Consider the following 18,273-nt stretch of genomic DNA (forward strand, 5'->3'; position numbering starts at 1 on the left):
GGCGCGAGTGCGGTGTGCGGTCCGGTGAGTGTCCCCGGCCCCGCACCCGTATAGGGCACCCGTATAGGCACTCCAGGACTCCAGTACTCCAGCCGGCACTCCTGCGCTCAGAGCTGCAGGACTCGTATACGCGGCATTCCTCTGCGCAGCGGTCGTACCCGCACCTGCACCCGGACTGGTATCAGCACTCGTGCCCGCACTTGTATACAGGCCCCCCGCGCCCCCGCCCCCAAACGAAACGCCCCGGAGCCAAAGCCCCGGGGCGTCGTGATAGATCCTGGTCAGCGGCCCTTGCCGCCGCCCTTCGGCATGCGCATGCCCTTGGGCATGGGGCCCTTCGGGACCGGCATGTTGCTCATCAGGTCGCCGAGGGCACGCAGGCGGTCGTTGACGACCGTCACCTGGGCGCCGGGCAGGACGCGCGGCAGCTTCAGCAGGGTCGTACGGAGCTTCTTGAGCGGCACCTGGCCCTCGCCGTCGCCCACGATGATGTCGTGGACGGGGGCGTCGGCGACGGTGCGCGCCATCCGCTTCTTCTCGGCCGCCAGCAGGCCGCGCAGACGGTTCGGGTTGCCCTCGCCCACCAGCACGATGCCGGCCTTGCCGACGGCGCGGTGCACGACGTCCTGGCTGCGGTTCATCGCCACCGCGGGAGTGGTCGTCCAGCCGCGCCCGACGTTGTCCAGCACGGCGGCCGCGGCCCCCGGCTGGCCTTCCATCTGCCCGAAGGCAGCCCGCTCGGCGCGCCGTCCGAAGACGATCGCCATCGCGAGGAAGGCCAGGACGAAGCCCAGGATGCCCGCATAGATGGGGTGGTCGATCGCGAAGCCGATGGCAAGGAGAACGCCGAATACGACGATGCCTACACCAGCGACGACTAGACCGACCTTGGAGTCGACCCGACGGGTCATCTTGTAGGTCAGGGCGATCTGCTTCAGCCGCCCGGTGTTCTCAGCGCCGGCAGCGCCGTCTGAGTTTGCCTTCCTCGCCATACAGCGAAGTTTACGTGGCCTGGGGACGGCGGGTCGCCGCGGCCTCCAGTACGTACTCGGCCTCGTACCGGTCCTTGGCGCGGCGGCGGTCCTCCAGGACCGACGTCCACGCATTTCGGCGGGCGGTGCGCTGGCCGCCGCGCATCAGGACGGCCTCGACGGCGCGCAGGGCACCGGTGACGGAGGGGAGAGGACGGGGGGTGGCGCGGAGCGGCGCGGCCTGCATGGTGTGGACTCCCTCGGGGAGGTCGGAGGAGCGATGGTTGCGGGAGCGGTGCGTGCATCCATCGTCACGGAACGGTGTTACCAACGGATGACCTGCTGGTCAAACACCAATGAAACGTTGACGCGGCCCGCACGTCCCCAGCCTGGGGAAGTGCGGGCCGCGTCCTCACAGCATGTGCCACGATTCACAAGGCGGCACACCGGGCAGATCAAACCGCCTGACTGGACGCCTCGACCTCGCGCCGCTCGATGGCCTGCTGGTAAAGGCGGCCGGCGCGGTAGGAGGAGCGGACCAGCGGGCCGGACATGACACCCGCGTAGCCGATCTCCTCGGCCTCCTCCTTGAGCTCCACGAACTCGGCGGGCTTGACCCAGCGCTCGATGGGGTGGTGGCGCACGGAGGGGCGCAGGTACTGGGTGATCGTGATCAGCTCGCAGCCCGCGTCGTGCAGGTCCTGCAGTGCCTGGCTGATCTCCTCGCGCTCCTCGCCCATGCCCAGGATGAGGTTGGACTTGGTGACCAGACCGGCCTCGCGGGACTTGGAGATGACCTCCAGCGAACGCTCGTAGCGGAAGCCGGGGCGGATCCGCTTGAAGATGCGCGGCACGGTCTCGACGTTGTGGGCCAGCACCTCGGGGCGGGAGGAGAAGACCTCGGCCAGCTGCTCCGGGACCGCGTTGAAGTCGGGGATCAGCAGCTCGACGCCGGTGTCCGGCATCGCGGCGTGGATCTGCCGGACCGTCTCGGCGTAGAGCCAGGCGCCGCCGTCCTCCAGGTCGTCGCGCGCGACGCCGGTGATCGTGGCGTACTTCAGGCCCATCGTCTGGACGGACTCGGCGACCCGGCGGGGCTCGTCGCGGTCCAGCTCCTGAGGCTTTCCGGTGTCGATCTGGCAGAAGTCACACCGGCGGGTGCACTGGTCACCGCCGATGAGGAAGGTCGCCTCGCGGTCCTCCCAGCATTCAAAGATGTTGGGACAGCCCGCCTCCTGGCAGACCGTGTGCAGGCCCTCGCTCTTCACCAGGCCCTGGAGGTGGTTGTACTCGGGACCCATTTTCGCCCGGGTCTTGATCCACTCGGGCTTGCGCTCGATGGGGGTCTGGCTGTTCCGGACCTCCAGGCGCAACATCTTGCGTCCGTCGGGTGCGACTGCGGACACGTCCGGCTCCCTACGACTTCGATTCTTCGGCGTCCACCAGGGTACGCCCGTAAATTCGCACGTTTTTACGTCATGCCCTTGCGTTACCGCTGGACGTCATGGCGTTACGTGCAGGGCAACCCCGTACGGCGGGGTCGCATTCCCGGCAGCTGGAGGTCAGACCGCGCGGGGCAGGAGCTCGGCGTTCTCCAGGACGTCGCGCAGGTGCTTCTCCGCGACCGGCAGCACCTCGGCGATCGTGATGTCGCGGCCCAGCTCATTGGCGAGCGAGGCGACGCCGGCGTCACGGATGCCGCACGGGACGATCTTGTCGAACGAGGTGTTGTCCGGGTTCACGTTCAGCGAGAAGCCGTGCATCGTGACGCCCTTGGCGACGCGGATGCCGATCGCGGCGAGCTTGCGGTCCTCGCGGCGCTGGCCGGCGTTGGAGGGGGCGTACTCGGGGCCGTTGAGCCGCGGGTCGAACATCTCGTCCGCCACTCGCGGGTCGAAGTCCAGGTTCAGGCCGCCCAGCGCCGCCCGCTGCTCGACCGGGTCGCCGAGCACCCATACGCCGCTGCGGCCCTCGACCCGGCTGGTCTCCACGCCGAACTCGGCGCAGACCCGGATCAGGGCGTCCTCGAGGCGCCGCACATGGGCGACGACGTCGACCGGGCGCGGCAGCTTCTGGATGGGATAGCCGACCAGCTGGCCGGGGCCGTGCCAGGTGATCTTGCCGCCGCGGTCCACATCGATGACGGGGGTGCCGTCCAGGGGGCGCTCGTCGTCGGACGTGCGCCGTCCGGCGGTGTACACGGGCAGGTGCTCCAGCAGCAGGCAGGTGTCCGGCACTTCGTCGGCGAACCGGGCGGCGTGCACCCGGCGCTGCTCCTGCCACGCGGTCTCGTAGTCCACGGCGTCGGCACCGAAGCCCATATGCACAAAGTGCAGCCCCTCGGGTGCGGGGGTCTCCCCCCGAGAGATCGCAGTCACGGCAGCTCCTCTTCGCACTTCCGTCTCCCGTTGCACGGTGCTGCACCAGGAGAGCCATATCGCGCCCATGCCACTGTACGACCGCCGCTCCCGCCCGCTGCAGGCGGCCGGTTTCCGGCCCGGCGGAACCCGGCCCGCCGTACCGCAGGTTTCCTGCTCACACGATCGGATGAACGCGGGGCACAGGCGGTCAGAAAGGCGCCGAAGGCCGTTACATTCACGCCGTCCCACAAGGGCGAAGGAGCGTTGCCGGACAGGGTGAGCCGAGCCCGGCGGCCAGGCTCGGAAAGCAGGAGACCGGTAAAGCCGATGACCGAACGACCCCCGCACCACACGCCCAACCGCCAGCTCGCCGCGCTCATCGCCGAGGCGGGATTCTCCAACGCAGGGCTGGCCAGAAGGGTCGATCAGCTCGGCATCGAGCACGGCCTCGACCTGCGCTACGACAAGACCTCGGTGACGCGCTGGCTGCGCGGCCAGCAGCCCAGAGGCACCACCCCCGCGCTGATCGCGGAGGTGTTCACGCGCCGGCTGGGGCGCCGGCTCTCGGCGCAGGATCTCGGACTGGACGCCTGTGCGCCGGTGTACGCCGGGCTCGAATTCGCCGCCAGCCCCGCCGAGGCGGTGGACATCGTCAGCGGTCTGTGGCGCAAGGACTCCGGCAGCCATGCCGAACTCCGCAAGATCGCCTTCACCCCGGCCGGGCTCGTGGTGCCCAGCCGGGACTGGCTGATCGGCCGCGCCGACGAACGGGTCGCCCGCGGCGAGACCGGCGCCGACGGCAGCGGCCGGGTCCCGGTCCAGGGCGGCCGCCCGGCCGTGCCGCGCCAGCGCCGCACCGACCGCGTCGACCGCGCCCCGGGCGCCCGGGTCACCTCCGGCGACATCGCCGCGCTGCGCTCGGTCGGCGAGCTGTTCCGGGCGCTGGACCACGCCTACGGCGGCGGCCACGCCCGGCAGGCACTGGTGCGCTATCTGGAGCACGAGGCCGAGCCGATGCTGCGCGGCAGCTACGGGGAGGCGACCGGCCGCCGGCTGTTCGCGGCCGCCGCCGACCTGACCCGGCTGGCCGGCTGGACCTCGTACGACATCGCCGCGCACGGCCTGGCGCAGCGGTACTTCGTGCAGGCGCTGCGGCTGGCCCAGGCGGCCGGCGACCGGGCGTACGGGTCCTACGTCCTGGTGACGATGAGCCGGCAGGCCGTCTATCTGGGGCACGGCAGGGAGGCCGTCCAGCTGGCGCGGGTCGCCCAGCAGGGCGTCGGCAGCAGCGCGCCGCCGGTCGTCCAGGCGCTGCTGCACTCCGCGGAGGCGCGCGGGCACGGCCTGATGGGCGAGGTCCGGGCCTGTACGGCCTCGCTGGCCCGCGCGGAGCGGGCGCTGGAGGCCGCCCGGCCCGGCGACGACACCCCGTACTGGGCGCGGTTCTTCGACGAGGCCCAGCTGGCCGACGAGCTGGCACACTGCCACCGCGACCTCCAGCAGTACCGCGCCGCCTCCCAGCACGCCGAGCGCTCGCTCCAGCTGCGGCCGGCCTCCTTCGCCCGCAGCCGCCTGTTCTGCCGGGTGGTGCTGGCCAGCGCCCGGCTGGGCCTGGGCGAGCTGGAGCAGGCCTGCACGCTGGGCGCGGAGGCGGCGCTCCAGGCGTCCGAGATGCGGTCCGTCCGCGCCCATGAGTACGTACGGGACTTCGAGCGCCGCCTGGAGCCGTACCGCGATGCGGCGGCGGTGCGCGGGTACCGGGACCGGGTCGCCGCCCTGGGGTGAGCCCTGCCCGGCGGCGCGGGTCAGGCCGCCGGGCGCAGGGTGCGCGGCTCGGCGAGGGCCGGCAGGCCGAAGTCCCGCAGCAGGGCGCGGGCGGCCCGGCGGCCCGAGTGCAGCGCCCCCTGGAGCGTGCCGGTGTCCCGGTGGTCGCCGCACACGTACAGGCCCGACAGCACCCGCACCGGCCGCTGGGGATCGTAGGGCGCGGGCATCGCCGGTACCGCGTACGGGTCGTGATGGCCGGTCAGCAGCTGCCAGTCGTCGGTCGCCGCGCCGTAGAGCTTCTCCAGCTGCGGCCGGACCGTCTTGTCCAGGACGGACAGCGGCAGCGAGGCGGCGGCGCCGAGCACCGTCGTGGTGATCAGCGAGTGGCCCGGCGGCGTGCGCGACGGGTCGATGGCCCCGGCGGCGTAGGTGTGGGCCACCGGGCCGTCCGTCGGGAGGATCAGCGCCGTGTCCCGGGACGGGGCCATGCCGTTGCGCGGGCCCGGCGCGGTGCCCGTGGTGTGGTGCAGGACGGTCACCGGGTGGAAGGCGGGCACCCGCAGCCCCGGCAGCAGTTCGGCGGCGTCGTGGGCACCGGTCGCCACGAGGACGGCGCGACAGGGGATGAGCCCGTGTTCGGCGGTGCCGACGCCGTTGGTGGAGACGGACGTGGCGCGCACGGACGTACGGACCGTGCCCGGGGGCAGGGCGGCGGCGAGGAGTTCGGGGACGGCAAAGGCGCCGCCGGCCGGCAGGCACAGCCGGCCCTCGGCGAAGTCGCGCAGGACCCGGGCGGCACCGCGGCTGGAACAGCGCAGCCGGGGGTCGCAGGTCAGCGCGGCGAGCAGCGGCCGCAGAAACGCGTCCTGGGGGCGCGGAGGGAATCCTGCGCGGCCCGCCAGGGTGTCAGCCACCGGGCGGTCGGCGGGCGTTGCGGCGGCGGTGCGGTCCCCGTTGCGGTCGGTGCGGCGGTCGGCGCGTGAGAGGGCGCGCGCGGCGTAGAGTGCGCCCCTTGTGCTCCGGGGCGAGCTGATGCGCTGCGCCCGCTGGCCGTTGTGGAGACACAGACCGGGCGCGAACGGCCGCAGCGCCAGCGCCCCGAGGCCCGGCGTACGGCGCAGCTCGGCGATGGAGACCGCCAGCGGGCGGCCGCTCCTGTCCAGCCGGAAGCCGTCGATGGCGTCGGTGGTGGCGCGGCCGCCGATCCGTGGCGCGGCCTCCAGCACGGTGACCGACGCTCCGGCGCCGGTCAGATGACGGGCGGCGGCGAGACCGGCCGGGCCGGCTCCCACGATGACGATGTCCACGGTCGATGCGGTGCGCAGCACGGTGCCCTCCCGGGGGCTGTCCCGGCGGCGGCACCGGGCCCTGCCCCGTGCCGCCGTGCCGGATGCCGGTGGTCTGTGCCGGGACCTTAGGAGGGGGCGGGGAAACGCGACAGGGGGCGTCCGGGGCGCGCCGTTGCGTCGTCCGCCACGCTGCCGGGCCTCCGGGACCTCGTCCCCGCGGCCCGGCCCCGTCCGGCGGTTTCGCGGCCGCCCCGGGCGGGGGCCGGGCAGTGGCGGGTCACGCGGCGCGTACGGCGTCCATGATGCGGGGGTGGGCGAAGGTGAAGCCGGAGTCCAAAAGGCGCCGGGGGATGATGCGCTGGCTGGCCAGGACGTCGCCCGCGAACTCTCCCAGGGCGAGGCGGAGTACGGGCGCGGGGACGGTGAGGAGGGTGGGGCGGTGGAAGAACTTGCCCATCACCGCGGTCGCCTCGCGGTTGGTGACGGGCTCCGGGGCGGTGAGATTGACGGGGCCGGTGAGGGACTCGGTGTCGACGAGGTGGCGGAGCGCGGCGATGTGGTCCTGGAGGGAGATGAAGCTCCAGTACTGGCTGCCGTCGCCCAGCCGGCCGCCCAGGCCCAGGCGGAAGACCGGGAAGAGCCGTCCCCAGGCGCCGCCCGAACGGCCCACGACAAGGCCGGTGCGGGCGAAGACCGTACGGATGCCCGCTTCCTGGGCGGGCGCGGCGGCGTCCTCCCACGCGACGCAGACCTCCGGCAGGAAGCCCGTACCGGGTGCCCCGGTCTCGTCCGTACGCCGGCTGCCGGTGTCGCCGTAGTAGCCGATCGCGCTGCCGCACACGAAGACGCGCGGCGGGTCGTCCATCGCGGCGAGGGCGGTGGCGACGGCCTTGGTGCCCAGGACGCGGCTGTCGCGGATCTCGCGCTTGTACGCGGGTGTCCAGCGGTGGTCGCCCACGCCCGCGCCGGCGAGATGCACCACCGCCTCGCAGCCCGCGAGCCCGGCCACATCGACCTCCTGGCCGCGGGGGTCCCAGTGGACCTCGTCGGGGGCCGCGGGCGGGCGCCGCACGAGCCGGACGACGTCGTGCCCGTCCGCCCGCAGCGAGCGAACGAGTTCCGTGCCGATGAGACCGGTCGAGCCGGTGATCGCGATCCGCATGGGGCCATACTGCCCGCCGGGCCGGGGGAGGGGCCGCACACGGGGTGGCGCGCGCCCTATGGCCTGAAACGGTCCCAGAGCTGGGGGAAGCGCTCCGCCAGGGTGTCGTCGTCGTCGAAGTCGAGGTAGGTGCCCAGCGGTTCGCGGGGCGGCGGCGGCAGGCCGAGGTCGGGCATCACCGTGCCGGTCAGCCGCTCGTACGCCTCGTCGGCCGCATAGCCCAGCTCCTCCGCGTCGCCGTCCACCTCCTCGTCGAAGTCCTCCACGAGCTCGGCGAGATGGTCGGGGTTGTGCAGCGCGCCCTCGAAGACCTCCCGGCCCTGGCCGATGAGCCAGCAGCGGAAGTAGTCGAAGGCGTCGTCGCTGGCGCCGTCCAGCATCACCGCGGCCGCGGCCCACAGATCCCAGGCGTACGCGCGGTTGTAGCGGGACTCGAAGTGGCGGGCGAAGTCGGTGACGGCGTCCGGGTCCAGCCCGAGCAGCCGCTCGACCAGGGCGTCGGCCTGCTCCTCGGGATCGCCCTCGGCGGCCTCGCGGGAGGCGTCGATGAGCTCCCAGAACTCCGTCTCGTCCATCACCGCTCCAGCATCGGCCCTGGCGCGGCGCCGCGCACGCGGAGTCCCCCGGATGCGACGCGGTTGTTACCGGGACCGGTGACGGGACGTCCGGTACGGCCCTCGGGGCGCGGACCCGGTGGCCGCTCCTCCGGGCCGGTGATCCCTCGTGTGACCGTCTCAAGAATCACTCGTTGGAAGGCGTGCAAAGACCATCGCGACATTTCCCCCATACGCGAAGGGCTGTTTCAGGCCATGCCCATGGACGAAAGAACTCGGGCCGATGTCGAGCGGGCCGAGGCGGCCATCGTGGAGCACTATCCGCGGCTGGTCCGCCTCGGCTACCTCGTACTGCCGCCGTCGATGGGCCGCCACCGCCGGGTCCTGGCCGCACACGGCCTGGTCCAGCGGGCGCTGCCACGCGCCGGCCGACGCGGCCGCGAGCGCGGCGCCCTGCCCGCCCAGCGCGGCCCGGAGACCGCATCCAGCTACGAGCTGGTGCGGCTGCGCACCCTGCGGCTGGCGCTGGCGTACGAGAACCGGCCCGCCCGGCCGCTGCCCGCGCTGCCCTTCGTCTGGGGGCTGCGGCTCTTCCCCCGGGCCGGCGGCGCCGATGAACTCGCCCTGGACCAGGCGCTGTCCGCCGTGCCCGCCCCCGTACGGGCCGCCGTCGGGCTGTGGCACCTGGAGGGCCTCGACGGGGACGCGGCCCGCGCCGTCCTGGTCGCCGCCGGGGTCGGGGACCCCGACGCGGCGCAGCGGGCGGCCGACCGGCTGGACCGCGCCGCCGGGGCGGGCGCCGCCGCGCTGCTGGACTCCGGGGAGTTCGACCCGTGCACGGTGCAGACCCGGCCCACCGACCTGCTGCGCCGCCGCCAGCGGGTGCGGGCGTCGGCCGCACTGGTGGCCGTGGTGGCGGCCGGTACGGCCGTGGCGGGGGTGGCGGGCGGCGACGACGCCCGGCCACGGCACGAGACCGTCGCACAGCAGGCGCTGGACCCGGCCCGGCTGCTGCGCACCCCCAACGAGCAGTGGGCCGACACCTCACGGGTGGACTTCACCGCCTGGCCGCCCCGCGGACGGCAGGCCGGCGACCGGGAGCTGCTGGGGCGGGCGCTGCGGGTCTGGGCGGCGCCGCCCGCCGGAACGCGGATCACCGCCTCCGCCGGGACGTCCACCAGGCCGCCGGACCAGCCGCCCCGGCTCCTGTACGCGGGACTGATCGACAACGTCATGGTGGTGGTCTTCCACGACGGCGACCGGCTGGTGCGCTACGCCGAGCCCGTGGACACCACGCCCACCCTGCACTTCGCGCGGGTCGACAACGCGGACCTGACGACCGGCGGCGCGCTGGTGATCGGCCGCGGAAACGGCTGGATGCGCTATCTGCTCGCGCCGTGGGTGTCGGACATCGCGGTCCTGGACCTGCTCGCGCCCGACGCCCCGGGACGCGGGCTGCATCTCGCCCCGGACGGGGTCACCGACCGGATCCCGACGCCGCCCGCGGACGGCGGCGACTGCGGAAGCTGGCCGGTGGCCCGATTGCGCTCCTCCACACGGATCGCCGAGGACCGTTCCTTCCTGCTGACCGACCTCGGGGATCTCGCGCCCGTCCATCTGACCTCTCGGCCCGCGCTGCCCGCCGCCACCGGTCCGGGCGAGGTCACCGACGCCCCCGCGCTGCGGAGCTGGGCCCGTACGGCCTGCTCGCTGCGCTCGCTACGGGGCGCCGGCGCCCGGTCCGTCAACAACTGGGCGTACGCCGAACAGCGCCTCCCGGAGGAGGGAGGCAGCGCCACCTGGGTCTGCACCCGCGCCGACACCTGGCGCGGCCCCGGCCGGATCACCGTGCAGTTCCAGCCGCCCGCCGCGCGCCCGGCGGACCCCGGGCGGATCGCCGGACGGGCCGCCGGCACCGCGGCCTGCGGGCGCTTCGGGCGCCCGGTGGTCGGCGACGTCCACTGGCAGGCGAAGTCCGGGAAGTGGTACCTGCTCGCCGCGGGCAGCCGAGGGGTCGGCGGGATCGATGTCACGGGCGGCGTACGGGCCGGCGGCAACGGGGCCACGCTTGCCGTACCGGCTCCGCAGGGCGCGGCGGCCGAGGTGACGGGGCGATCGGCGGACGGGGGGAGCGTGCGGGCGGTGCGTCCGTGACCGGCCGACCGGCCGACCGGCCGACCGGCCGACCGGCCTGCCGACCGGCCTGCCGACCTACCGGCCCACCTACCGGCCAACCGGCCCACCTGCCGGTAGGGGCCGGACCGGAAGGCCGCCGCCGCCCCGGCGGGCATCCCCGCCCCGCATTCCCGCCCGGCACCCCTGCGCGCCCATCAATCCCGACAGAAGGTGTCTGGATTCGCTGTCAGGGTCGTGAGGTGCACAGATGCACGGCGGCCGGACGGGCCGCCGGGTGCCCGACAACGAGGAGTGGCGAAGTGACGGGACACGAGGACCGGTCCGTGGCGGGGGATCTGACCGGCACGGTGGCGCTGGTCGCCGGGGCGACCCGGGGCGCGGGCCGGGCGATGGCCGTGGAGCTGGGCCGGGCCGGCGCGCTGGTGTATGTCACCGGGCGGACGACCAGGGAGCGGGTCAGCGAGGTCGGGCGCCCCTCGGAGACCATCGAACAGACCGCGGAGCTGGTGACCGCGGCGGGCGGCACCGGGATCGCCGTACCGACCGACCATCTGGAACCCGCCCAGGTCAAGGCGCTGACCGAGCGCATCGACCGCGAACAGGGGCGGCTGGACGTCCTCGTCAACAGCCTCTGGGGCGGCGACCGTCTGATCGAGTTCGACACCAAGCTCTGGGATCTCGATCTGGAGGGCGGGCTGAGGATGTTCCGCCTCGGCATCGACAGCCACGTCATCACCGGTCATTACGCGCTGCCGCTGCTGATCCGGCGGCCCGGGGGACTGGTGGTCGAGATCACCGACGGCACCGCCGCCTTCAACCGGACCTACCGCGACAACCTCTGCTTCGACCTCACCAAGAACGCCCCGCACCGCATCGCCTTCGGCCTCGCCGCCGAGCTCGAGGAGTACGGCGGTACGGCCGTCTCGCTCACCCCCGGCTTCCTGCGCTCCGAGGAGATGCTGGACCACTTCGGTGTGACGGAGGGGACCTGGCGCGATGCGGTGGCCGAGGAGCCGCACTTCGCCATCGCCGAGTCCCCGGCCCTGATCGCCCGCGCCGTGCGGGCGCTGGCCGCCGACCCGGACCGGGGGCGCTGGAGCGGCCAGTCGCTCTCCAGCGGCCAGTTGGCGAAGGAGTACGACTTCACCGACACGGACGGCTCCCGCCCGGACTGCTTCGGCTACTTCGAGGAGGTGGTCCTCGGCGGGAAGGACGCGCCGGCGGCGGACTACCGGTAGGGCGGGCCTCCGGTCCCCGGCGGGCCCGCCGGGGAGAACCGGGGCGGGCAGGGCTACGCGTACAGCGCGGCCGTCCGGTGGGCGGCCGCCGCGAGGCGCTCGCGCAGCTCGGGGGGCGCCAGCACCTCGCCCTCCGGGCCGAGCGCCAGCAGCTGGGCGTAGGCGACCTCGGCGGACTCCACGGCCAGGGTCACGGTCAGCCGCCCGTCCTCGTCGGGCCCGCCCGCCGCCTCGGCCTCGGCTATCGCCGCCCGGGCCGCCGCGCGCTCGGTGACGTACGGCAGCTGGAGCGCGCCGCGCGGGGAGAGCCGGAGTATCACCTCCTCGCGCAGGATCGACCGGGCGAACTCCGCCGCCCGCTCGGCCCAGAACGCGGGCAGGTCGAACTCCTCGTCCCGGCCGAAGCGTTCGTCCCCGGCCTCGACGGCGGCGAAGCGATCGACCCGGTAGACCCGGAAGGCGCCCGCCCGTCGCCCGGCCACCGCCCCGGACGGAAGCCCTTCGGGCTGCTCCTCCGCTGCCCGCGCCGCCAGATACCACACCCCCGCTTTCAGAACGAGCCCGTACGGCTCCAACTCCCGCTGCACCTCGGTGTCCTTGCGGCGGTAGCGCGCGGTGATCCGTCGGTCGTCCCGGACCGCGTCGGCGAGGGCGGGCAGCAGGGCGGGCGTCTCGGGCTCCTGGTACCAAGCGGGTGCGTCGAGATGGAAGCGCTGGGCGGCGCCCGCGGCGGCGTCCCGCAGCTCGGGCAGCAGCGCGGCGGACACCTTGAGGCGGGCGGCTGAGGCGGCGTCGGCGAGGCCCATCTCGCGCAGCGCGGAGGGCACTCCGGACAGGAAGAGCGCCTCCGCCTCGCTGCGGCCCAGGCCCGTGAGGCGGGTGCGGTACCCACCGATCAGGCGGTACCCGCCGGCCCGGCCGCGGTCGGCGTAGACGGGCACGCCGGCCTCCGAGAGCGAGAGGACGTCCCGGGCGACCGTGCGCTCGGAGACCTCCAGCTCGCGCGCCAGCTCGGCGGCCGTCATCGACGGCCGCGACTGGAGCAGCAACACCATCTTGATCAGCCGGGCAGCGCGCATACCTTCATCATGCCGGGCACCACCGACAACGAACCGGCCCGGCCGAGTCAGGGCATGGCCGGCCGGGCCGGTGGGTTCCCGTGCGGAGGCCCCGGGCGCGGGAAGGTGGCCTCCGCACGGGAGTTCGGGGAGAGCCCGTCGAGGGGCTCTCAGGGGCGGGGCGGCGGGCCCGCGGGGCGGGCGGCGCCCGGTGTCGGCCGGGGCCGCCCGCGTCTCATCGGCCGCGGGCCGGTCGGCGCCGCACCTGCTGCGGCGGCCGGCCGCCACGGCCCCCGGGCCTCACAGGCCGTACCGCTGCCGGGCCTCCTTGACCGTCTCCGGCTTGACCTCGCCCCGGCGGGCCAGCGCGGCCAGCGCCTGGACGACCACCGACTGCGGGTCGACGCCGAAGTGGCGGCGGGCCGCGTCGCGGGTGTCGGAGAGGCCGAAGCCGTCGGTGCCGATGGAGACCCAGTCCTGCTCGACCCAGGGGGCGATCTGGTCCGGGACGGCCCGCATCCAGTCGCTGACCGCGACCACCGGACCGGGAGCGCCGGCCAGTGCACGGGTGACGTACGGGACCCGGTCCTCGCCCTCCAGGCGGGCGGCGTCGCACTCCAGGGCGTCGCGGCGCAGCTCGCCCCAGGAGGTCGCGGACCATACGTCGGCGGCCACGTCCCAGTCCTCGGCGAGCAGCCGCTGCGCCTCCAGGGCCCAGTGGATCGCGGTGCCGGAGGCCAGCAGCTGCAGGCGCGGGTTCTCGGACGTCGCGTTGGCGGCTTCCTTGAAGCGGTAGAGGCCCTTGATGATGCCCTCTTCGACGCCTTCGGGCATGGCCGGCTGCGGCTTGGGCTCGTTGTAGACGGTGAGGTAGTAGAAGACGTTCTCGCCGGTGGGGAATTCAGCCGTCTCGCCGTACATCCGGCGCAGACCGTCCTTGACGATCACCGCGATTTCGTAGGCGAAGGCCGGGTCGTAGTTGAGCGACGCCGGGTTCGTGGACGCGATCAGGTGCGAGTGGCCGTCGGCGTGCTGCAGGCCCTCACCGGTCAGGGTCGTACGGCCCGCGGTGGCACCGACGATGAAGCCCTTGCCGAGCTGGTCGGCGAGCTGCCACATCTGGTCGGCGGTGCGCTGCCAGCCGAACATCGAGTAGAAGATGTAGAAGGGGATCATCGGCTCGCCGTGTGTCGCGTACGACGTGGCGGCGGCGATGAAGTCGGCCATGGCGCCGGCCTCGGTGATCCCCTCGTTGAGGATCTGGCCGTCGGTGGCTTCCTTGTAGTACATCAGCTGGTCGCGGTCGACCGGCTCGTACGTCTGGCCCTTCGGGGAGTAGATACCGGCCGACGGGAACAGCGACTCCATACCGAAGGTACGGGCCTCGTCCGGGACGATCGGCACCCAGCGCCGGCCGGTCTCCTTGTCCCGGATCAGGTCCTTGACCAGGCGGACGAAGGCCATGGTGGTGGCCATCTCCTGCTTGCCGGATCCCTTGTACAGCGCCTTGAAGGCGCGCTCCTCGGGCTGCGGCAGCGCGGCCGAGGCGTGCAGGCGGCGGGCCGGGGCCGGACCGCCGAGGGCGGCGCGGCGCTCCTGGAGGTAGCGGACCTCGGGGGAGTCGGCTCCCGGGTGGCCGTACGGCACCAGGTCCTCGTCCAGCCTGGCGTCCGGGATCGGAAGGTCGAGCAGGTCGCGCATCGCGCGGAACTCCTTGCCCGAGAGCTTCTTCATCTGGTGGTTGGCGTTCTTGGACTCGAAGCCGGGGCCGAGGGTGTAGCCCTTGACGGTCTGGGCGAGGATCACGGTCGGCGCGCCCTTGAAGCCGACGGCCGCCTTGTACGCCGCGTACACCTTGCGGGACTCGTGGCCGCCGCGGGAGGTGTGGAAGCACTCGGCGATCTTCGCGTCGGTCAGCACCTTCGCCATCTCGGCGAGGGCCGGCTCGGCGCCGAAGAAGTGCTCGCGGATGTAGGCGACGTCGCGGGTGGCGTACGTCTGGAACTGCGCGTCCGGCACCTGGCGCAGCCGGCGGACCAGCGCGCCCGTGGTGTCGAGCTGGAACAGCTCGTCCCAGGCGGAGCCCCACAGCGACTTGACGACGTTCCAGCCGGCGGCGCGGAACTGCGCCTCCAGCTCCTGAACGATCTTGAAGTTGGCGCGCACCGGACCGTCGAGCCGCTGCAGGTTGCAGTTGATGACGAAGGTCAGGTTGTCCAGGCCCTCGCGACCGGCCAGCGCGAGGGCGGCGGTCGACTCGGGCTCGTCCATCTCGCCGTCGCCCAGGAAGGCCCAGACGTGCGAGTTGGCGGTGTCCTTGATGCCGCGGCCCTGGAGGTAGCGGTTGAAACGGGCCTGGTAGATCGCCGACAGCGGGCCGAGGCCCATGGAGACGGTCGGGAACTCCCACAGCCACGGCAGGCGCCGCGGGTGCGGGTAGGAGGGCAGGCCCTTGCCGCCGGACTCCTGGCGGAAGTGGTCGAGGTGGTCCTCGGTGAGGCGGCCGTCGAGGAAGGCGCGGGCGTAGATGCCGGGGGAGGCGTGGCCCTGGATGTAGAGCTGGTCGCCGCTGCCGTCGCCCTCCTTGCCGCGGAAGAAGTGGTTGAAGCCCGTCTCGTACAGCCAGGCCGCGGACGCGAAGGTCGCGATGTGGCCGCCGACGCCGAACCGCGAGCCGCGGGTGACCATCGCGGCCGCGTTCCAGCGGTTCCAGGCGGTGATCCGGGCCTCCATCGCCTCGTCGCCCGGGAAGGCGGGCTCGGCGGAGGTCGGGATGGTGTTGACGTAGTCCGTCTCCAGGGGCGCGAGCCCGGGAGCACCGTTGTGCTCCAGCGCGCGGCGCATCAGATACGCGGCGCGGTGCGGGCCCGCGGCCTTGGTGACGGCGTCAACGGACTCGCGCCACTCGGCGGTCTCCTCGGGATCCCGGTCCGGGAGCTGGTCGAGCTGGCTGTACGGCAGGCGTACGGGATCGGGCATGGGTGGCCCCTTTCCGGACGGTGGGTCGGGAGTGCGAGTGATGCTTGGCAGGCAGGGGTGTCGCGCCCCGACAGAGGACGATACGCCCCTGATCGATGATCGATCAACGCTCCGCGCGCGGATAACCGCAGGTCGGCACGGGGTGCCGTACATTTCGGCACGCGGTGCCAGCAAAAAGCGGGGCGCCGGAGGTCTCCTCCGATACGCCCCGCGGGCCCCGCCGAAGCCCTCTCAGACCCTCGGTGCGCAGCTCAGCACGTGTGTCTTGAGCAAGGTGCCGATCTTCGGGTCGCGCCGCCGGAACGCGTCCACGATCTCCTGATGGTCCTGGGCGTGCGAACGCGGCTCCGGGCTGAACCAGCGGATCGACAGCGTCGTCCAGACCTCGATGCCCAGCGACTCCCAGGTGTGCAGCAGAACGGCGTTCCCGGCCGCCTGCACGATCTCCCGGTGGAAGGCCACGGTGTGCCGCACCTGCGCCTCCCCGTCCCCCGCCAGGTCGGCCTCCCGCAGCGCCGCCACCTCGCGCTCCAGGGCCGCCGTATCGTCCGCCAGCCGGCCCGCCGCCAGCTCCGCGGCCACCTGTTCGAGCCCGGCCCGTACGGGATAGCTCTCCCTGAGGTCGTCCGCGGTCAGATTCCGCACCCGGACGCCCTTGTTCGGCGCCGACTCGATCAGCTGCAGTGACTCCAGCTCCCGCAGCGCCTCACGGACCGGCGTCTGGCTGACCTCCAGCTCCACGGCGATCCGGCGCTCCACGATCCGCTCGCCCGGCTGCCAGCGGCCGCTGACGATCCCCTCGAGGATGTGCTCGCGGATCTGCTCGCGCAGCGAATGGACGACGGGCGGGGTCATGAGGTGCTCCTTCAGAGCGGGTGGTGACGAGCGAGGGGCCGCGGAGGCCATTATCCGCGAGGGGCGCACGGATCCGGCAGACGGCAAAGGGGTCGGGGACGCACAAAAGGGCCGGCCCCGGCTCGTGAGAACCGGGGCCGACCCCTGGCGCACCTACGGCGTGCCTGCCGGACTCAGAGACCGATCTCGGTCTCGAACTCGGCGGCCTCCAGGATCTGCTTGACCGTGGTCAGGTAGCGGGCGGCGTCGGCGCCGTCCACCAGACGGTGGTCGTAGGAGAGCGCGAGGTAGGTCATGTCGCGCACGGCGATGGTCTCGCCGAGGTCCGGGTGGTTGATGACCACCGGGCGCTTGACGGTGGCACCGATGCCCAGGATGCCGACCTGGTTCGGCGGCACGATGACCGTGTCGAACAGCGCACCGCGCGAGCCGGTGTTGGAGATGGTGAAGGTCGCACCGGACAGCTCGTCCGGGGTGATCTTGTTGCCGCGGACCTTGCCCGCCAGCTCCGCCGTCTTCCGGGCGATACCGGCGATGTTCAGGTCGCCCGCACCCTTGATGACCGGGGTCATCAGGCCCTTCTCCGCGTCCACCGCGATACCGACGTTCTCGGTGTCGAAGTAGGTGATGGTGCCCTCGTCCTCGTTGATCCGGGCGTTGACGACCGGGTGGGCCTTCAGCGCCTGGACAGCGGCCTTGACGAAGAACGGCATCGGGGAGAGCTTGACGCCCTCACGCTGCGCGAAGGCGTCCTTGGCCTTGTTGCGCATCCGCATGATCGCGGTGATGTCCACCTCGACCACGGAGGTCAGCTGCGCCTGGCCGTGCAGGGCCTTCATCATGTTGTCGCCGATGACCTTGCGCATCCGCGGCATCTTGACGGTCTGACCGCGCAGCGGGGAGACCTCGAGGGCCGGAGCCTTCGAGACGGCGGCGGCCGGGGCGGCAGCCGGAGCGGCGGCCTTGAGGGCCTCCGCGGCGGCGATGACGTCCTGCTTGCGGACGCGGCCACCGACGCCGGTGCCCTTGACCGTGGCGAGGTTCACGCCGGTCTCCGCGGCGAGCTTGCGCACCAGCGGAGTGACGTACGCGGCCTCCTCACCCGCGGCCGGAGCCGGGGTGACGGGGGCCGGGGCGGCAACGGGGGCCGGAGCCGCAACCGGCGCGGGGGCCGGAGCGGGCGCGGGAGCCGGGGCCGGAGCAGCGGCCGGGGCGGGCGCCGGGGCCGGAGCAGCGGCCGGGGCCGGAGCGGCGGCCGGAGCCGGGGCCGGGGCGGCCGGGGCGGCGGCCGGAGCCGCACCCTTCACGCCGATGACGGCGAGCTTGGCGCCGACCTCGGCGGTCTCGTCCTCGCCGACCACGATCTCCAGCAGCGTGCCGGAGGCCGGTGCCGGAATCTCGGTGTCGACCTTGTCCGTGGAGACCTCCAGCAGCGGCTCGTCGGCCTGGACCTCCTCGCCGACCTCCTTCAGCCAGCGGGTGACGGTGCCCTCGGTGACGCTCTCGCCGAGCGCGGGGAGGACGACGTCGGTGCCCTCGGCGCCACCCGCGGGGGCGGCGGCGGGGGCAGGGGCCTCGGCGGCCGGAGCCGGGGTGGGCTCGGGCTGCGGCTGGGCGGCGGGCGCCTCAGCGGCGGCGGGGGCAGGGGCGGCAGCGGGCGCGCCCGTGCCGTCGTCGATGAGGGCCAGCTCGGCGCCGACCCCCACCGTCTCGTCCTCGGCCACCTTGATGGAGGCCAGGATGCCGGCGGCCGGTGCCGGGATCTCGGTGTCGACCTTGTCGGTCGACACCTCGAGCAGCGGCTCATCGGCCTCTACGCGCTCACCCTCGGCCTTCAGCCAGCGGGTGACGGTGCCCTCGGTGACGCTCTCGCCGAGCGCCGGCAGGGTTACGGAAACCGCCAT

14 protein-coding genes are annotated in these 18,273 nt (G+C 73.4%); 3 read left to right on the top strand and 11 right to left on the bottom strand.

Translation table 11 applies throughout. The features are described from left to right. Nucleotides 1-281: 281 nt before the first annotated feature. The 4 genes from ACIGWZ_RS22665 to lipB form a co-directional block, all read right to left on the bottom strand. Complete coding sequence (locus tag ACIGWZ_RS22665) at nucleotides 282-992, bottom strand: DUF4191 domain-containing protein (RefSeq protein WP_400067349.1); 711 nt, start codon at nucleotides 990-992, stop codon at nucleotides 282-284. Between the two features lie 10 nt (nucleotides 993-1,002). Continuing rightward, entirely contained in the window at nucleotides 1,003-1,218 is a 216-nt protein-coding gene (locus tag ACIGWZ_RS22670; protein WP_400067351.1) for a hypothetical protein, read from the bottom strand. Between the two features lie 208 nt (nucleotides 1,219-1,426). Beyond that, a complete protein-coding gene (lipA, locus tag ACIGWZ_RS22675; RefSeq protein ID WP_400067353.1) occupies nucleotides 1,427-2,377 on the bottom strand; it encodes a lipoyl synthase in 951 nt (316 codons plus the stop codon). A gap of 156 nt (nucleotides 2,378-2,533) precedes the next feature. Continuing rightward, on the bottom strand, nucleotides 2,534-3,292 hold the full coding sequence (gene lipB, locus ACIGWZ_RS22680; RefSeq protein ID WP_400068029.1) for a lipoyl(octanoyl) transferase LipB: 759 nt from the start codon (nucleotides 3,290-3,292) through the stop codon (nucleotides 2,534-2,536). 366 nt (nucleotides 3,293-3,658) lie between these two features. Here lipB and ACIGWZ_RS22685 point away from each other — a divergent pair, with 366 nt between their 5' ends. Continuing rightward, complete coding sequence (locus tag ACIGWZ_RS22685) at nucleotides 3,659-5,116, top strand: regulator (RefSeq protein WP_400067355.1); 1,458 nt, start codon at nucleotides 3,659-3,661, stop codon at nucleotides 5,114-5,116. A gap of 20 nt (nucleotides 5,117-5,136) precedes the next feature. Here the strand turns inward: ACIGWZ_RS22685 and ACIGWZ_RS22690 are convergent, their stop codons facing one another. The 3 genes from ACIGWZ_RS22690 to ACIGWZ_RS22700 form a co-directional block, all read right to left on the bottom strand. Then, complete coding sequence (locus ACIGWZ_RS22690; protein WP_400067357.1) at nucleotides 5,137-6,426, bottom strand: FAD-dependent oxidoreductase; 1,290 nt, start codon at nucleotides 6,424-6,426, stop codon at nucleotides 5,137-5,139. A gap of 238 nt (nucleotides 6,427-6,664) precedes the next feature. Then, nucleotides 6,665-7,549: a TIGR01777 family oxidoreductase gene (locus ACIGWZ_RS22695; RefSeq protein WP_400067359.1), complete on the bottom strand. Its 885-nt coding sequence runs from the start codon at nucleotides 7,547-7,549 to the stop codon at nucleotides 6,665-6,667. 56 nt (nucleotides 7,550-7,605) lie between these two features. Next, nucleotides 7,606-8,124 carry a DUF4240 domain-containing protein gene (locus tag ACIGWZ_RS22700; protein WP_400067361.1) on the bottom strand — a complete coding sequence of 173 codons (519 nt, stop codon included), beginning with the start codon at nucleotides 8,122-8,124 and terminating at the stop codon, nucleotides 7,606-7,608. Between the two features lie 240 nt (nucleotides 8,125-8,364). On the opposite strand from ACIGWZ_RS22700, the gene ACIGWZ_RS22705 reads away from it, so the two are divergent. Together ACIGWZ_RS22705 and ACIGWZ_RS22710 are read left to right on the top strand one after the other, a co-directional pair. Beyond that, nucleotides 8,365-10,257: a hypothetical protein gene (locus ACIGWZ_RS22705; protein ID WP_400067363.1), complete on the top strand. Its 1,893-nt coding sequence runs from the start codon at nucleotides 8,365-8,367 to the stop codon at nucleotides 10,255-10,257. A 281-nt stretch (nucleotides 10,258-10,538) separates the two neighbouring features. Next, on the top strand, nucleotides 10,539-11,477 hold the full coding sequence (locus tag ACIGWZ_RS22710; protein ID WP_400067365.1) for an SDR family oxidoreductase: 939 nt from the start codon (nucleotides 10,539-10,541) through the stop codon (nucleotides 11,475-11,477). A gap of 53 nt (nucleotides 11,478-11,530) precedes the next feature. On the opposite strand, the gene ACIGWZ_RS22715 is transcribed toward ACIGWZ_RS22710, so the two are convergent. From ACIGWZ_RS22715 to sucB, 4 genes are all read right to left on the bottom strand, one after another. Continuing rightward, nucleotides 11,531-12,556, bottom strand: a complete 1,026-nt coding sequence (locus tag ACIGWZ_RS22715; RefSeq protein ID WP_400067367.1) for a helix-turn-helix transcriptional regulator — start codon at nucleotides 12,554-12,556, stop codon at nucleotides 11,531-11,533. Between the two features lie 279 nt (nucleotides 12,557-12,835). Further along, a complete protein-coding gene (gene aceE, locus ACIGWZ_RS22720; protein WP_400067369.1) occupies nucleotides 12,836-15,514 on the bottom strand; it encodes a pyruvate dehydrogenase (acetyl-transferring), homodimeric type in 2,679 nt (892 codons plus the stop codon). 231 nt (nucleotides 15,515-15,745) lie between these two features. After that, the gene (locus tag ACIGWZ_RS22725; protein WP_400067371.1) at nucleotides 15,746-16,369 is read right to left on the bottom strand and encodes a GntR family transcriptional regulator; all 624 of its coding nucleotides are present in this window, start codon (nucleotides 16,367-16,369) and stop codon (nucleotides 15,746-15,748) included. Nucleotides 16,370-16,542: 173 nt separating this feature from the next. Continuing rightward, nucleotides 16,543-18,273, bottom strand: a complete 1,731-nt coding sequence (gene sucB, locus ACIGWZ_RS22730; RefSeq protein WP_400067373.1) for a 2-oxoglutarate dehydrogenase, E2 component, dihydrolipoamide succinyltransferase — start codon at nucleotides 18,271-18,273, stop codon at nucleotides 16,543-16,545.

Origin of the sequence: Streptomyces sp. NPDC053427 (genome assembly GCF_044544985.1) — a bacterium.
Classification (GTDB): domain Bacteria; phylum Actinomycetota; class Actinomycetes; order Streptomycetales; family Streptomycetaceae; genus Streptomyces.

Excerpts from the sequence above, each read along its gene's own strand:
- ACIGWZ_RS22685 (WP_400067355.1), top strand. The coding sequence starts at position 3,659 with ATGACCGAACGACCCCCGCACCACACGCCCAACCGCCAGCTCGCCGCG.
- ACIGWZ_RS22715 (WP_400067367.1), bottom strand. The coding sequence starts at position 12,556 with ATGCGCGCTGCCCGGCTGATCAAGATGGTGTTGCTGCTCCAGTCGCGG.
- ACIGWZ_RS22700 (WP_400067361.1), bottom strand. The coding sequence starts at position 8,124 with ATGGACGAGACGGAGTTCTGGGAGCTCATCGACGCCTCCCGCGAGGCC.
- aceE (WP_400067369.1), bottom strand. The coding sequence starts at position 15,514 with ATGCCCGATCCCGTACGCCTGCCGTACAGCCAGCTCGACCAGCTCCCG.
- sucB (WP_400067373.1), bottom strand. The coding sequence starts at position 18,273 with ATGGCGGTTTCCGTAACCCTGCCGGCGCTCGGCGAGAGCGTCACCGAG.
- ACIGWZ_RS22665 (WP_400067349.1), bottom strand. The coding sequence starts at position 992 with ATGGCGAGGAAGGCAAACTCAGACGGCGCTGCCGGCGCTGAGAACACC.
- ACIGWZ_RS22695 (WP_400067359.1), bottom strand. The coding sequence starts at position 7,549 with ATGCGGATCGCGATCACCGGCTCGACCGGTCTCATCGGCACGGAACTC.
- lipB (WP_400068029.1), bottom strand. The coding sequence starts at position 3,292 with ATGGGCTTCGGTGCCGACGCCGTGGACTACGAGACCGCGTGGCAGGAG.
- ACIGWZ_RS22670 (WP_400067351.1), bottom strand. The coding sequence starts at position 1,218 with ATGCAGGCCGCGCCGCTCCGCGCCACCCCCCGTCCTCTCCCCTCCGTC.
- ACIGWZ_RS22705 (WP_400067363.1), top strand. The coding sequence starts at position 8,365 with ATGGACGAAAGAACTCGGGCCGATGTCGAGCGGGCCGAGGCGGCCATC.
- ACIGWZ_RS22725 (WP_400067371.1), bottom strand. The coding sequence starts at position 16,369 with ATGACCCCGCCCGTCGTCCATTCGCTGCGCGAGCAGATCCGCGAGCAC.